At 53.9% G+C, this 12,890-nt stretch carries 16 protein-coding genes and 1 other annotated feature; of the genes, 5 read left to right on the top strand and 11 right to left on the bottom strand.

Features of this window, described 5'->3' with window-relative positions:
• Positions 1-4: 4 nt before the first annotated feature.
• The 9 genes from btuC to thrS all read right to left on the bottom strand — a co-directional run bounded on the left by btuC (position 5) and on the right by thrS (position 8,260).
• Positions 5-985, bottom strand: coding sequence for a vitamin B12 ABC transporter permease BtuC (btuC, locus tag AC4IC4_RS09340; RefSeq protein ID WP_032650944.1), 981 nt, complete (start codon positions 983-985; stop codon positions 5-7).
• Positions 986-1,088: 103 nt separating this feature from the next.
• The gene (gene ihfA, locus AC4IC4_RS09335) at positions 1,089-1,388 is read right to left on the bottom strand and encodes an integration host factor subunit alpha (protein ID WP_003857805.1); all 300 of its coding nucleotides are present in this window, start codon (positions 1,386-1,388) and stop codon (positions 1,089-1,091) included.
• 4 nt (positions 1,389-1,392) lie between these two features.
• On the bottom strand, positions 1,393-3,780 hold the full coding sequence (gene pheT, locus AC4IC4_RS09330) for a phenylalanine--tRNA ligase subunit beta (protein WP_491472590.1): 2,388 nt from the start codon (positions 3,778-3,780) through the stop codon (positions 1,393-1,395).
• 15 nt (positions 3,781-3,795) lie between these two features.
• Positions 3,796-4,779 carry a phenylalanine--tRNA ligase subunit alpha gene (gene pheS, locus AC4IC4_RS09325; RefSeq protein WP_010426091.1) on the bottom strand — a complete coding sequence of 328 codons (984 nt, stop codon included), beginning with the start codon at positions 4,777-4,779 and terminating at the stop codon, positions 3,796-3,798.
• A gap of 62 nt (positions 4,780-4,841) precedes the next feature.
• Positions 4,842-4,966: a sequence feature (Phe leader region), on the bottom strand.
• Positions 4,917-4,961, bottom strand: a complete 45-nt coding sequence (gene pheM, locus AC4IC4_RS09320; RefSeq protein WP_001386830.1) for a pheST operon leader peptide PheM — start codon at positions 4,959-4,961, stop codon at positions 4,917-4,919. Its footprint overlaps the feature before it by 45 nt.
• Positions 4,967-5,083: 117 nt before the next feature.
• Positions 5,084-5,440 (bottom strand): 50S ribosomal protein L20, encoded by a 357-nt coding sequence (gene rplT, locus AC4IC4_RS09315; RefSeq protein WP_000124850.1) that lies wholly within the window; start codon positions 5,438-5,440, stop codon positions 5,084-5,086.
• A 50-nt stretch (positions 5,441-5,490) separates the two neighbouring features.
• Positions 5,491-5,688 carry a 50S ribosomal protein L35 gene (gene rpmI / locus AC4IC4_RS09310; RefSeq protein ID WP_003030583.1) on the bottom strand — a complete coding sequence of 66 codons (198 nt, stop codon included), beginning with the start codon at positions 5,686-5,688 and terminating at the stop codon, positions 5,491-5,493.
• Between the two features lie 97 nt (positions 5,689-5,785).
• Entirely contained in the window at positions 5,786-6,328 is a 543-nt protein-coding gene (infC, locus tag AC4IC4_RS09305) for a translation initiation factor IF-3 (protein WP_023616141.1), read from the bottom strand.
• A gap of 3 nt (positions 6,329-6,331) precedes the next feature.
• A complete protein-coding gene (gene thrS, locus AC4IC4_RS09300) occupies positions 6,332-8,260 on the bottom strand; it encodes a threonine--tRNA ligase (RefSeq protein ID WP_008500657.1) in 1,929 nt (642 codons plus the stop codon).
• A gap of 142 nt (positions 8,261-8,402) precedes the next feature.
• Between thrS and yncL the strand changes: the two genes are divergently transcribed.
• Both yncL and yniD read left to right on the top strand, forming a co-directional pair.
• Positions 8,403-8,675, top strand: coding sequence for a stress response membrane protein YncL (yncL, locus tag AC4IC4_RS09295; protein WP_081758184.1), 273 nt, complete (start codon positions 8,403-8,405; stop codon positions 8,673-8,675).
• A 98-nt stretch (positions 8,676-8,773) separates the two neighbouring features.
• Positions 8,774-8,881, top strand: a complete 108-nt coding sequence (yniD, locus tag AC4IC4_RS09290) for a small membrane protein YniD (RefSeq protein WP_008500658.1) — start codon at positions 8,774-8,776, stop codon at positions 8,879-8,881.
• Between the two features lie 80 nt (positions 8,882-8,961).
• On the opposite strand, the gene AC4IC4_RS09285 is transcribed toward yniD, so the two are convergent.
• Positions 8,962-9,720, bottom strand: a complete 759-nt coding sequence (locus AC4IC4_RS09285) for a DUF481 domain-containing protein (protein WP_491472589.1) — start codon at positions 9,718-9,720, stop codon at positions 8,962-8,964.
• A gap of 295 nt (positions 9,721-10,015) precedes the next feature.
• On the opposite strand from AC4IC4_RS09285, the gene pfkB reads away from it, so the two are divergent.
• The 3 genes from pfkB (at position 10,016) to AC4IC4_RS09270 (ending at position 12,310) form a co-directional block, all read left to right on the top strand.
• Positions 10,016-10,948 carry a 6-phosphofructokinase II gene (gene pfkB, locus AC4IC4_RS09280; protein ID WP_234084148.1) on the top strand — a complete coding sequence of 311 codons (933 nt, stop codon included), beginning with the start codon at positions 10,016-10,018 and terminating at the stop codon, positions 10,946-10,948.
• A 105-nt stretch (positions 10,949-11,053) separates the two neighbouring features.
• Positions 11,054-11,344, top strand: a complete 291-nt coding sequence (gene ghoS, locus AC4IC4_RS09275) for a type V toxin-antitoxin system endoribonuclease antitoxin GhoS (protein ID WP_047648044.1) — start codon at positions 11,054-11,056, stop codon at positions 11,342-11,344.
• A 105-nt stretch (positions 11,345-11,449) separates the two neighbouring features.
• On the top strand, positions 11,450-12,310 hold the full coding sequence (locus AC4IC4_RS09270; protein ID WP_024909435.1) for a fructosamine kinase family protein: 861 nt from the start codon (positions 11,450-11,452) through the stop codon (positions 12,308-12,310).
• Positions 12,311-12,346: 36 nt separating this feature from the next.
• On the opposite strand, the gene AC4IC4_RS09265 is transcribed toward AC4IC4_RS09270, so the two are convergent.
• Positions 12,347-12,883 (bottom strand): YniB family protein, encoded by a 537-nt coding sequence (locus AC4IC4_RS09265; RefSeq protein ID WP_491472588.1) that lies wholly within the window; start codon positions 12,881-12,883, stop codon positions 12,347-12,349.
• Positions 12,884-12,890 lie beyond the last annotated feature (7 nt).

Genomic DNA, 12,890 nt, shown 5'->3' with positions numbered 1-12,890 from the left:
TGATTTAACGTCCAGCTTTTAATAGTAGCCAGATAAATACCGGGGCGCCCAGCGTGGCGGTCACCACGCCAATCGGCAGCTCTGCGGCCGTCAGGGCTAGCCGGGCGATGATATCGGCCACCAGCAGCGTGACGGCCCCGGCGACCGCCGAGGCCGGAAGCAGAGTCCGATGGTCCGTGAGCCCACACAGACGCAGCATGTGCGGAATAACCAGCCCGATAAAACCGATCGCGCCCGCCAGGGCCACGCTGACGCCAACCAGCCAGCCAATGACGATCACCAGCACATTACGCCAGAACCCAATCGGCATGCCGAGCTGGCGGGCAGAGGTTTCACCCAGCGCGAGCATATTCAGCGGCTGCGCCTGCAGGGCAGCCCACACGATGACCGGTACCAGCAGCGCCATCAGCCAGCCCTGGTGCCAGTCAACGCCCCCAAAGCCGCCCATCATCCAGTACATCAGCTGACGCAAGTCAAAAGATGTTGAGAAGTAAACCGCCCAGGTCATCAACGCGCTACAGATGATCCCCAGTGCCACGCCGGCAAGCAGCAGACGGCTGGTCGATAAGTGCCGTCTGGCGAAGCGAAGAAGGATCGCTGTGATCAGCAATGCGCCGAGAATAGCACTCAGGCTAATACTCCATCCGGAGAGTTCTCCCCCGCCCAGCATCACCGCCGCAATCAGCCCCACGCCCGCTCCGTTCGACACGCCAAGCAGCCCGGGTTCCGCCAGCGGATTATCAAACAGCGCCTGCATAATGGTGCCGCACAGCGCCAGCGCGGCACCCACCAGAACCACCGCGACGGTGCGCGGCAGGCGAATTTGCCAGACGAAGAGCTGCCCGTCCGGCCCCCACCAGCTTTCAGGCCCTATCCATCGGTCTCCGGCGCAGAGGCTCACGGCCGCGGCGACAATGAGCAATAGCACCAGCAAAAGCAGGCGACGCTTATCGGAACGGTGCTGGCGATGGGCATAATCAAGCATGTGTACGGTTTTAGTAGCGTGAGATGTAATTGATTTTACGGCGGGTTTGCCGGAGAGCGCAAAGAAAAAAGGCCGCGTGGGCGGCCTTTTTAGTTAGTTCATATTACTCTGCTTTGGGCGTTGCGTTTTCGACACGGCTTTTTAACTTCTGGCCGGGTCTGAAGGTCACCACGCGGCGGGCTGTAATGGGAATATCTTCCCCCGTCTTCGGGTTGCGGCCCGGACGTTGGTTTTTGTCTCGCAAATCAAAATTGCCAAAACCGGAGAGTTTTACCTGCTCACCATTTTCCAGAGCACGACGGATCTCTTCGAAAAACAGCTCTACCAGCTCTTTGGCATCCCGTTTGCTAAGCCCAAGCTTATCAAACAGATATTCTGACATTTCAGCTTTTGTAAGCGCCATAGGTTCAATCCCTCAATGATGCCTGGAATCGCTCTTTTAATGCCTCTACACATTTGGCGACGGTAGCGGCAATCTCCTCTTCTTCGAGTGTACGGCTGGTATCCTGAAGGATAAGGCTAATAGCGAGGCTCTTGAAACCTTCTGCTACGCCCTTGCCGCGGTACACGTCAAATAAGTTTACGCCAACTACCTGATTTACGCCAACTTTCTTACATTCGGCCAAAATATCTGCTGCGGGCACATTTTCCGCGACCACAACCGCGATATCACGGCGGTTTGCCGGGAAGCGGGAGACGTCCTGAGCCTGAGGAATAACGCGGTCAGCCACCGGGTTCCATTCCAGCTCGAACACGATGGTACGGCCGTTCAGGTCCAGCTTGCGCTCCAGCTCAGGGTGAACAACTCCAATAAAACCAACGCGTTTGCCGTCTAAATAGATAGCTGCGCTCTGGCCCGGATGCAGTGCCGGGATGGCTTCTGCGCGGAATTCAATTTCAGATAATTTACCGGTCAGATCCAGAATTGCTTCCAGATCGCCCTTCATATCGTAGAAATCAACCGTGCCTTTTGCCAGGTCCCAGTGCTCTTCATAGCGGTTGCCGCTGATGGCGCCAGCCAGCATGAGATCCTGACGGATGCCTAAATTTGCCTGATTATCCGGTACAAAGCGCAAACCGCTTTCGAAAATTCGCACGCGGTTTTGCTGACGATTCTGGTTATAAACGACAGTGCCCAGCAGGCCCGTCCACAGAGACAGACGCATCGCGGACATTTCGCTGGAGATTGGGCTTGGCAGGATCAGCGCCTCCTGGCCCGGGTGGATCAGCTGCTGCAGCTTTGGATCCACAAAGCTGTAGGTGATCACTTCCTGGTAGCCTTTGTCATTCAGCATGGTTTTCACACGCTTCAGGGACAGGTCGGCTTCACGGTGGGTGCCCATCACCAGACCTGCCTGGACAGGCTCGTCAGGGATGTTGTTATAGCCGTAAACGCGGGCCACTTCTTCCACCAGATCTTCTTCAATTTCCATGTCGAAACGCCATGATGGCGCAACGGCTTTCCACTCGTCCTGGCCTTCGGTCACTTCGCAGCCCAGACGCGTCAGGATGTCGGTCACCTGCGCATCGGCAACGTGATGGCCAATCAGGCGATCCAGCTTGCTGCGGCGCAGGGTAATGATGGCACGCTTCGGCAGGGTCGCTTCGTGGGTGACGTCGATAACCGGGCCTGCTTCACCACCGCAGATATCGATCAGCAGGCGAGTCGCACGTTCCATCGCTTTATACTGCAGCGCCGGGTCAACGCCGCGCTCGTAGCGGTGAGAGGCATCGGTATGCAGGCCGTGACGGCGTGCGCGACCGGTGATAGAGAGCGGGCTGAAGAACGCGCATTCCAGCAGGACGTTTTGCGTCTCGTCGTTCACGCCTGAATGCTCGCCCCCGAAGATACCGCCCATTGCCAGCGCTTTGCTGTGGTCAGCAATCACCAGGGTGTCGGCGTTCAGTTTCGCTTCGCTGCCGTCCAGCAGAACCAGGGTTTCACCCTCTTTCGCCATGCGCACAACGATGCCGCCGTCGATACGATCTTTATCGAACGCGTGCATTGGCTGGCCCAGCTCCAGCAGGACATAGTTAGTCACGTCAACCACAGCGTCGATAGAGCGGATACCGCAGCGGCGCAGCTTCTCTTTCATCCACAGCGGGGTTGGCGCTTTTACGTTAATGCCTTTCACCACGCGACCGAGGTAGCGCGGGCAGGCATCCGCAGCGTCAACCTGAATAGGCAGCACGTCACTGATGGTCGCTTCAACCGGCGCAACGTCCGGCGCATTCAGTTCGGTCTGGTTCAGCACGGCCACATCGCGCGCCACGCCGATGATACCTAAGCAGTCGGCACGGTTTGGCGTGACGCTGATTTCGATGGTGTTGTCATCAAGCTTCAGGTACTCACGGATATCGGTGCCAATTGGCGCATCCAGCGGCAGCTCAATGATGCCGTTGTGGTCGTCGGAAATACCCAGCTCGGAGAAGGAACACAGCATGCCTTCAGACGGCTCGCCGCGCAGCTTAGCCGCTTTAATTTTGAAATCGCCCGGCAGTACCGCACCGACGGTCGCCACGGCCACCTTCAGGCCCTGACGGCAGTTTGGCGCACCGCAGACGATATCCAGCAGACGGTCACCGCCCACGTTCACTTTTGTTACACGCAGTTTGTCAGCGTTAGGGTGCTGACCGCACTCTACCACTTCGCCGACGACCACGCCGTTGAATGCACCTGAAACCGGCTCAACGCCGTCCACTTCCAGACCCGCCATGGTGATCTGGTTAGAAAGCGCTTCGCTGTCCAGCGTGGTGTTCACCCACTCGCGTAACCACAGTTCACTGAATTTCATTGTTCTGTCCTGCCCTTATTTAAACTGTTTGAGGAAACGCAGATCGTTTTCGAAGAATGCACGTAAGTCGGTCACGCCGTAACGCAGCATAGTCAGACGCTCCATGCCCATGCCGAAGGCAAAGCCGGAGTAAACTTCCGGATCGATACCCACGTTGCGCAGCACGTTTGGATGCACCATGCCGCAGCCCAGCACTTCCAGCCATTTGCCGTTTTTACCCATCACGTCAACTTCTGCAGACGGTTCGGTGAACGGGAAGTAGGACGGACGGAAACGAACCTGCAGATCTTCCTCAAAGAAGTTGTTCAGGAAATCGTGCAGCGTGCCCTTCAGGTTGGTAAAGCTGATGTTTTTATCAACGATCAGACCTTCCATCTGGTGGAACATTGGGGTGTGGGTCTGATCGTAGTCGTTACGATAGACGCGGCCCGGCGCGATAATGCGAATTGGCGGCTCCTGATCCTTCATGGTACGGATCTGAACGCCGGAGGTCTGGGTACGCAGCAGACGCGTAGCGTCGAACCAGAAAGTGTCGTGGTCAGCGCGTGCCGGATGATGGCCAGGAATGTTCAGGGCGTCGAAGTTATGGTAATCATCTTCGATTTCCGGGCCAGTCGCCACGGTAAAGCCGAGCTCACCGAAGAAACTTTCAATGCGATCGATGGTGCGGGTAACCGGGTGCAGACCGCCGTTTTCGATACGGCGACCCGGCAAAGAAACGTCAATCGTCTCTGCGGCCAGACGCGCATTCAGCACCGCGCTTTCCAGCTCGGCTTTGCGCGCGTTCAGCGCCTGCTGTACCTGCTCTTTGGCTTCGTTAATCACCGCACCCGCTGCCGGGCGTTCTTCTGGCGGCAGCTCACGCAGGGTTGTCATTTGAAGGGTCAGGTGCCCTTTCTTCCCAAGATATTCGACGCGGACATTGTCTAACGCGGCAACATCTGAGGCCTGATTAATGGCGGCTGTTGCACTGGCAACCAGCTCTGCGAGATGTGACATGATTTTCCTCATTATGTCGGTGCAGACACCGATTTGGTGGAGTTATTCTCTCAAATTCAGGCACAAAAAAAGCCTCCATCGGGAGGCTTATCTGGCGCTGTTTTTCGTTTCATCTTTCACGCGCTAGCCTCCTGAAGTCAGGTGCTAAAGTAAAAGAAGAAGCGGAAAATAGCAGCATTCATGCTTGCGTTACCTTGTTGGGTAAAAACCGTTAAGACCTTATTGAAAAGCCTGGACGGATAAATGTCAATCTTCTGATGGTGTTAAATGAAAAGAGGGAGCAAAGCCCCCTCTTTCAACTGGCTTATGCCAGTGCTGCTTTCGCTTTTTCGACCAGAGCGGTGAACGCTACTTTGTCGAATACTGCGATGTCAGCCAGGATCTTACGGTCGATTTCAACAGAGGCTTTTTTCAGGCCGTTGATGAATTTGCTGTAAGAAATACCGTTCTGACGTGCTGCTGCGTTGATACGCGCAATCCACAGTTGACGGAACTGACGCTTACGCTGACGACGGTCACGGTAAGCGTACTGACCTGCTTTGATAACAGCCTGGAAGGCAACGCGGTAAACGCGTGAACGCGCACCGTAGTAGCCTTTAGCTTGTTTCAAAATTTTCTTGTGACGTGCACGTGCAATTACACCACGTTTTACGCGAGCCATATGTGCTCTCCTGTATCTATATTCTTAGTAAAAAATTAAACGTTAACGGCTTATGCGTACGGCAGGCACGCGATAACCAGACCCAGATCGCCTTTAGAAACGAGGCCTTTTGGACGCAGGTGACGTTTACGCTTAGTAGATTTTTTGGTCAGAATATGACGCAGGTTTGCGTGCTTACGCTTAAATCCACCACCACCGGTTTTTTTGAAGCGCTTAGCAGCACCGCGTACGGTCTTAATTTTTGGCATCTTAATAACTTCCACTTCGCATTGTTAAATAAACGAAACATAGGCGAACAAAACCTATGAAACCCGAAGGCTCCACAGATTTTGCTGCTTGAAGGCCTTACTGTTTCTTCTTAGGAGCGAGCACCATGATCATCTGGCGGCCTTCGATCTTCGTAGGGAAGGATTCGACTACTGCCAGTTCACTCAGATCGTCACGGACGCGGTTAAGCACTTCCATACCAATCTGTTGGTGGGCCATCTCACGACCGCGGAAACGCAGTGTGATCTTGGCCTTATCGCCATCTTCCAGAAAGCGAATCAGGCTGCGGAGTTTTACCTGATAATCGCCATCGTCGGTACCAGGACGGAATTTGATTTCCTTAACCTGGATAACTTTTTGCTTCTTCTTCTGTTCCTTAGAAGACTTACTCTTTTCATAAAGGAACTTGCCGTAGTCCATGATACGACAAACTGGCGGTTCGGCGTTAGGGCTGATTTCAACTAAATCTACTCCAGCTTCTTCAGCCTTTTCGATTGCTTCTCTCAGACTCACAATCCCCAGCTGCTCGCCTTCCAGACCTGTTAAGCGAACTTCCTGGGCGCGAATCTCGCCATTGATACGATTCGGACGTGCCGTTTGAACTCGTTTTCCGCCTTTAATACCTTATTCCTCCAGTTGTTGAAGACTGCGGCTGCGAATCTCTTGTTGCAGCTTCTCAATCACTTCACTTACGTCCAGGCTGCCCAGGTCTTTACCACGGCGGGTGCGAACGGCAACTTTGCCTGCTTCCACCTCTTTATCACCACAGACCAACATATACGGGACACGACGTAAAGTGTGCTCGCGGATTTTAAAGCCAATCTTCTCATTTCTCAAGTCTGCTTTTACGCGAATGCCCGCATTTTGTAGTTTCTGCGTCAATTCTTTAACGTAATCCGCCTGAGAATCGGTAATGTTCATCACCACGACCTGCACTGGCGCAAGCCAGGTTGGGAAGAAGCCGGCGAACTCTTCGGTCAGGATGCCGATGAAGCGCTCCAGAGAACCGAGAATTGCGCGGTGAATCATTACCGGTACCTGACGTTCGTTGTCTTCGCCAACATAAGAGGCGCTTAAACGCTGCGGCAGGGAGAAGTCCAGCTGTACAGTACCGCACTGCCATGCGCGATCGAGGCAGTCATACAGGGTAAATTCAATTTTCGGGCCGTAGAATGCGCCCTCGCCCAGTTGGTATTCGAACGGAATGCCGTTCTCTTCCAGCGCCACGGCGAGATCCGCTTCTGCGCGATCCCAGGTCTCATCGCTACCGATACGTTTTTCCGGACGCGTTGAGAGTTTGACCACGATCTTCTCGAAGCCAAAGGTGCTGTACATATCGTAGACCATACGAATACAGGCGTTAACTTCGTCACGGACCTGATCTTCAGTACAGAAGATATGCGCATCATCCTGCGTAAAGCCACGAACACGCATCAGACCGTGCAGCGCACCTGATGGCTCGTTACGGTGACAGCTACCGAACTCCGCCATACGCAGCGGCAGGTCGCGGTAGGATTTCAGACCCTGGTTGAAGATCTGAACGTGGCCCGGGCAGTTCATTGGCTTGATGCAGTATTCACGGTTCTCAGACGAGGTGGTGAACATCGCATCTTTGTAGTTGTCCCAGTGGCCGGTTTTTTCCCACAGCACACGGTCCATCATGAACGGGCCTTTCACTTCCTGATACTGGTACTCTTTCAGCTTGGAGCGTACGAAAGTTTCCAGTTCACGGAAGATAGTCCACCCGTCGTTATGCCAGAACACCATACCCGGCGCTTCTTCCTGCATGTGGTACAGGTCAAGCTGCTTGCCGATTTTACGGTGGTCACGCTTCGCCGCCTCTTCCAGACGAAGCAGGTACGCGTTCAGGGCTTTTTTATCGGCCCACGCGGTACCATAAATACGCTGCAACATCTTGTTGTTGCTGTCGCCACGCCAGTAGGCGCCTGCGATCTTCATCAGCTTAAAGTGATGACAGAAGCGCATGTTCGGCACGTGCGGTCCACGGCACATGTCGACGTATTCTTCGTGATGGTACAAGCCAGGCTTGTCATCATGCGAAATGTTTTCGTCAAGAATAGAGACCTTGTAGCTCTCGCCGCGCTTCACGAAGGTTTCACGCGCTTCGTGCCAGCTGACTTTCTTCTTGATGACGTCATAGTTGGTTTCGGCGAGCTCGTGCATGCGTTTTTCGAGCGCGTCGATATCTTCCTGAGTCAGGGTGTGGTCGAGGTCAACGTCGTAGTAGAAACCGTTGTCGATAACCGGACCGATCGCCATTTTGGTGTTTGGCCACAGCTGTTTGATGGCATGGCCTAACAGGTGCGCGCAGGAGTGACGAATGATCTCCAGACCTTCTTCGTCTTTCGCGGTGATGATGGCAAGCGTCGCATCGTTTTCGATCAGATCGGAGGCATCCACCAGCTCACCGTTCACACGGCCAGCGATAGTCGCTTTCGCGAGACCAGGACCAATGTCCAGGGCAACATCCATTGGGCTAACAGCACGGTCGAAATGGCGTTGACTGCCATCAGGAAGAGTAATTACAGGCATTTTATATCCTTATTTGCAGTGATGCCCCACACATAAGAGCATATACAAAGAAAATAATCGTGATTTGACAATAGATTACGACACCATCTGACCAACAATCGTCAAATTGGTTCGTCATCATTCACCTGCCGAATTCAGATTAATGTGGATTTACGGCAAGCGACGTAATGTTAACACTAACGCAAAGGAGATTGCACCCTCTGCGGCCAGATTGATGGGCTGGCACTTTCGTACGAATTTGCAGGTTGCTTCTCCCCTGCGCTCGCATTTCGAAGATGCTGAGCTACTCTTGAACAGGTCCTTAAACCCAAAGGTGCATACCATGAACGTATCCAGCAGAACGGTTGTGATATTGAATCTCCTTTCCGCCACAGGTTTATTGTTGATTCTCGCCGAACGATTCCACTGGTTCTGAGCCGAACCCTATGCTGGCATAACCCAATCGATCCCGAGAAGGGGCATATTTCGGCCCTGTTTGGTAGACTGTGGGTATCAACGAACAAGGATTAGGTTATGCCAACAAAACGATTTGCCGTAAAACACTGGAAAATGGTGCTGGTGCTGATTGCCATCTGCGGCGCAATGCTGCTACTCCGTTGGGCGGCAATGATTTGGGGCTAGGGGCGAAGACAGGTCATCAGAAGGGACGTCAAATAGCCACAGACAATAAACGGGCCGACATCAACATCGGCCCGCTTTTATTACATTCTGTAACCCAGTGAAACCGTGGTTCTGCGGTCGGTATGATCCGGCGCGGTTTCTGGTGGTGAAGAGTTCCAGGTCACGTTGTAGGCCACTTTCAGACCAAAGTGTTCGTTGATAGCCACGTTCAGCGCCGTCTCAGAGTTCAGCGTCGTGTCGTCGGCACCAAATACGGAAACACCCTGGGTAAATTTGGTGTTGTCAGTCATCTGCCAGGCATAGGTACCGGAAGCGTAACCGAGCGGTTGGGTTTTGGTATCGCCATTGGTGTACTCGTCATAACGCACACCCGGACCGAATTCAAAACGGAGGCTGTGTACCGGACCGTTCAGGAACTGGCGACCATAACCGGCGGTGAACACATCACGCTGGCGATAACCGTTGTAACGGTCGGTTAACCAGCTTGCCTGTCCAAACAGGTAGTCATAGTCGGTCATGTTGTAACGGCTACGTCCGCCTACCGCATATTTCTCGGAAGAACGTTCGTCATTAGCGGAAGTGTTGCTGGCATTACCCCACAGAGACCAGGCGGTGGTATTACCGTACCAGGTGAGCGTACTGTCCGCCGTCAGAGAAGAGCTTTTCGTGTTACCGGATTGTGCCAGGTACCCCGCGTTCAGGTTACCTTCAAACGGTTTTTTCGCGGTGGAGGGATCGTCCATGACAGTAAAAACGGAATCATCGGCGGTCGCGTTCATAGCCGCAAACACGCCACCCGCCAGCATCAGTGCAGCGGGCACTGTCTTTAAAAGCTTCATTTTATTAAGGAGTCCGTACAACAAAAAAAGAGACCACACGGTCCCGGAATCTTTCTTGAGGATCAATGACAAGGCGTCCAGAGAAAGGTAACAAATTATAAAAAGCCGCAAATAACATAGCAATGTTTTCTTATTTCATTTTTTGAATAAGAACGATCTCAAAAAGCGTTTTATTTTATATATCCCCCGCCTCACTTTTTGTCAGTATTCATATTTAAAATCATACTGTTATTTACATTGCCTTCCTGTCAAATGGTGCCAGGCTAATAAGAACCCATACTAAAAGGAGGTAATGATGGTTTCTATCTATACTCTGACGCTCTCCCCTTCCCTGGATTCCGCCACCCTGACGCCGCAGATTTACCCGGAAGGTAAATTGCGCTGTAGCGCCCCGGTATTTGAGCCCGGCGGCGGCGGGATCAACGTGGCGCGGGCTATTACCCACCTCGGCGGCAAAGCCACGGCAATTTTCCCCGCAGGCGGAGCCACCGGTGAACATCTGGTCTCTCTGCTGGCAGATGAACAGGTAGCCGTAGAGACCGTCGAGGCCAAAGACTGGACGCGGCAAAACCTGCATGTCCACGTGGAGTCCAGCGGCGAGCAGTACCGTTTTGTCATGCCGGGTGCGAAACTCAGCGATGACGAGTTTCGTCAGCTTGAAGAGAAAGTGCTGACGATAGAGAGCGGCGCGCTGCTGGTGGTAAGCGGCAGCCTGCCGCCCGGCGTCAGCACTGAAAAATTAACCGCGCTTATTCAGGCGGCGCAGCAACGCGGCATCCGCTGCATCGTTGACAGCAGCGGCGAGGCCCTGCAGGCGGCCTTAGTGCCGGGCAATCTTGAACTGGTCAAACCCAACCAGAAAGAGCTAAGCGCGCTGGTCAACCGCGACTTGACGCAGCCTGACGATGTGCGCACCGCCGCGCAGGAGCTGGTGCGCAGCGGCAAAGCGCGGCGCGTGGTGGTTTCCCTTGGTCCGCAGGGGGCACTGGCCGTCGATGAAACGTCGTCCGTTCAGGTTGTTCCACCGCCGATGAAGAGCCAGAGCACGGTTGGTGCGGGCGATAGCATGGTGGGCGCGATGACGCTAAAACTGGCGCAGGGCGCGTCTCTGCTGGAAATGACGCGCTACGGCGTGGCGGCGGGTAGCGCCGCAACTATCAATCAGGGCACGCGTCTCTGCTCACTTGCCGATACGCAAAAAATCGTCGATTACCTGTCCCGAAATTAACGCCTTTCCCCTTCGTCTTTACGGAGGGGAATGTCCGCTCTGAGTCGCCAAACGCAAACTATCGACTATGCTAAGAAAACTTCCATGATAACAATGAGGTGAATTATGAGCAGTGGTGACATCACACGTTACGTCGTGACCATCAACCTTCATGAAGCATCGCTGACCGAACTGAATGAGCTCAACAACGCCTTCACCCGGGCTAATTTTCTCCTCACCCTGACGGATGACGAGGGCAATATTCATGATTTAGGCACCCTGGCATTTGGTCTCATCGGCGCCCTGAGCCAGGAAGAGGTTCATGCGCTGGCCGCCAGTCTGGTAGAGAGCGTGACCGACAAGCCTGCCGAAATTGACGTGGATACATGGGAAAGCTGGCGGAAAAAAGAACAATAAGTGCGCTGTATGAATTTAAACCGCTCAGGTGTGCGTTAGTTCGTATTTTTTTACCGCAGTTATGCGCTAACTTTATGATCTGGCAGACAACATGGGAGAGACAACATGTGGCAGGCTATCAGTCATCTTTTACGTGAGCAGCTGGGTGAAGGTGAAATTGAACTGCGTAACGAACTGCCAGGCGGTGAGATCCACGCCGCGTGGCATTTACGCTACGCAGGACGCGATCTTTTCGTTAAGTGCGATGAGCGAGAGCTGCTTCCGATCTTTACCGCCGAAGCCGACCAGCTGGAGCTGTTGTCGCGCAGTAAAACGGTGACGGTCCCGCAGGTGCTGGCCGTCGGTAGCGACCGCGATTACAGTTTTCTGGTCATGGAATATCTCCCCGCCCGACCGCTGGATGCCCATAATGCGTTTATCCTCGGCCAACAGTTAGCGCGCCTCCATCAATGGAGCGACCAGCCGCAGTTTGGTCTCGATTTTGACAACGATCTCTCTACCACGCCACAGCCCAATGCCTGGCAGCGTCGCTGGTCGACATTTTTTGCCGAGCAGCGCATTGGCTGGCAGCTTGAGCTGGCCGCCGAGAAAGGGCTGGAATTTGGCAATATTGATGCCATCGTCGAGCACGTTCAACAGCGTCTGGCCTCCCACCAGCCCCAGGCGTCTCTGCTTCACGGCGATTTGTGGTCTGATAACTGCGCGCTGGGTCCCAACGGCCCCTACATCTTCGACCCGGCCTGCTACTGGGGTGACAGAGAGTGCGATCTTGCCATGCTGCCGCTTCATCCGGAGCAGCCACCGCAAATATACGACGGATACCAGTCTGTTTCCCCCCTGCCGCCCGGTTTCCTCGACCGCCAGCCGGTGTATCAGCTTTATACGCTGATGAACCGTGCCATTCTTTTTGGCGGAGAACACCTGGTTAACGCCCAGCGGGCACTCGAGCGTATGCTTGCCGCCTGAGACGCGCACGGGTGGCCTTGCCGCCACCCTTATCGCTTACAGAAAACCGAGCAGTGAGAAGAAGAAGTATCCCGCCACAATGATGATCACGGGAAGGATATAGAGCGGGAAAATTTGCAGGAAAATGGTGTGACGCGGCACAACAATGCGGGATTCGATCTGCTCCCGGCTCATGCCTTCCGGGCCTTTGGCCTGCTCCAGAATCAACTGATCCTCAACGCCTTCGCGTAAAAAGCGCGTCTGGCGGCTCATTCTCGCGCCAGAGGCCTGCAGTGCCAGCGCGACAAAGATCAGGGCGTATATCACCCAGAAGCCGATATTCAGCTGATGATGAAAATCCGGGGTGGGTGAGTTAAACCAGAAAACATTCAAAAATGGCGTATTAAAACGCATCATCTCAATCATGACATGAGCGAAATCAAGCATTACCGCACTGATACCCGGCTGTTTTTCGCTGTGATCGTACATAAATTTGAGTACAGAAATCAGCGTAGAAATGACGGCAGGAATAAAAATCACCCAGCCAGCAATACGTTTTAAGACCGCAATGCGTCCAGCTTGTTGATACGTCATCAGTTCC

The organism is Enterobacter sp. Taxon_2 (genome assembly GCF_058355295.1).
This window is presented reverse-complemented; position numbering and strand designations above follow the sequence as displayed.

Bases quoted from the DNA above. Each gene is read 5' to 3' on its own strand.
- btuC (WP_032650944.1), bottom strand. From the start codon at position 985: ATGCTTGATTATGCCCATCGCCAGCACCGTTCCGATAAGCGTCGCCTG.
- ihfA (WP_003857805.1), bottom strand. From the start codon at position 1,388: ATGGCGCTTACAAAAGCTGAAATGTCAGAATATCTGTTTGATAAGCTT.
- pheT (WP_491472590.1), bottom strand. From the start codon at position 3,780: ATGAAATTCAGTGAACTGTGGTTACGCGAGTGGGTGAACACCACGCTG.
- pheS (WP_010426091.1), bottom strand. From the start codon at position 4,779: ATGTCACATCTCGCAGAGCTGGTTGCCAGTGCAACAGCCGCCATTAAT.
- rplT (WP_000124850.1), bottom strand. From the start codon at position 5,440: ATGGCTCGCGTAAAACGTGGTGTAATTGCACGTGCACGTCACAAGAAA.
- rpmI (WP_003030583.1), bottom strand. From the start codon at position 5,688: ATGCCAAAAATTAAGACCGTACGCGGTGCTGCTAAGCGCTTCAAAAAA.
- thrS (WP_008500657.1), bottom strand. From the start codon at position 8,260: ATGCCTGTAATTACTCTTCCTGATGGCAGTCAACGCCATTTCGACCGT.
- yncL (WP_081758184.1), top strand. From the start codon at position 8,403: ATGTGGATTTACGGCAAGCGACGTAATGTTAACACTAACGCAAAGGAG.
- yniD (WP_008500658.1), top strand. From the start codon at position 8,774: ATGCCAACAAAACGATTTGCCGTAAAACACTGGAAAATGGTGCTGGTG.
- AC4IC4_RS09285 (WP_491472589.1), bottom strand. From the start codon at position 9,720: ATGAAGCTTTTAAAGACAGTGCCCGCTGCACTGATGCTGGCGGGTGGC.
- pfkB (WP_234084148.1), top strand. From the start codon at position 10,016: ATGGTTTCTATCTATACTCTGACGCTCTCCCCTTCCCTGGATTCCGCC.
- ghoS (WP_047648044.1), top strand. From the start codon at position 11,054: ATGAGCAGTGGTGACATCACACGTTACGTCGTGACCATCAACCTTCAT.
- AC4IC4_RS09270 (WP_024909435.1), top strand. From the start codon at position 11,450: ATGTGGCAGGCTATCAGTCATCTTTTACGTGAGCAGCTGGGTGAAGGT.
- AC4IC4_RS09265 (WP_491472588.1), bottom strand. From the start codon at position 12,883: ATGACGTATCAACAAGCTGGACGCATTGCGGTCTTAAAACGTATTGCT.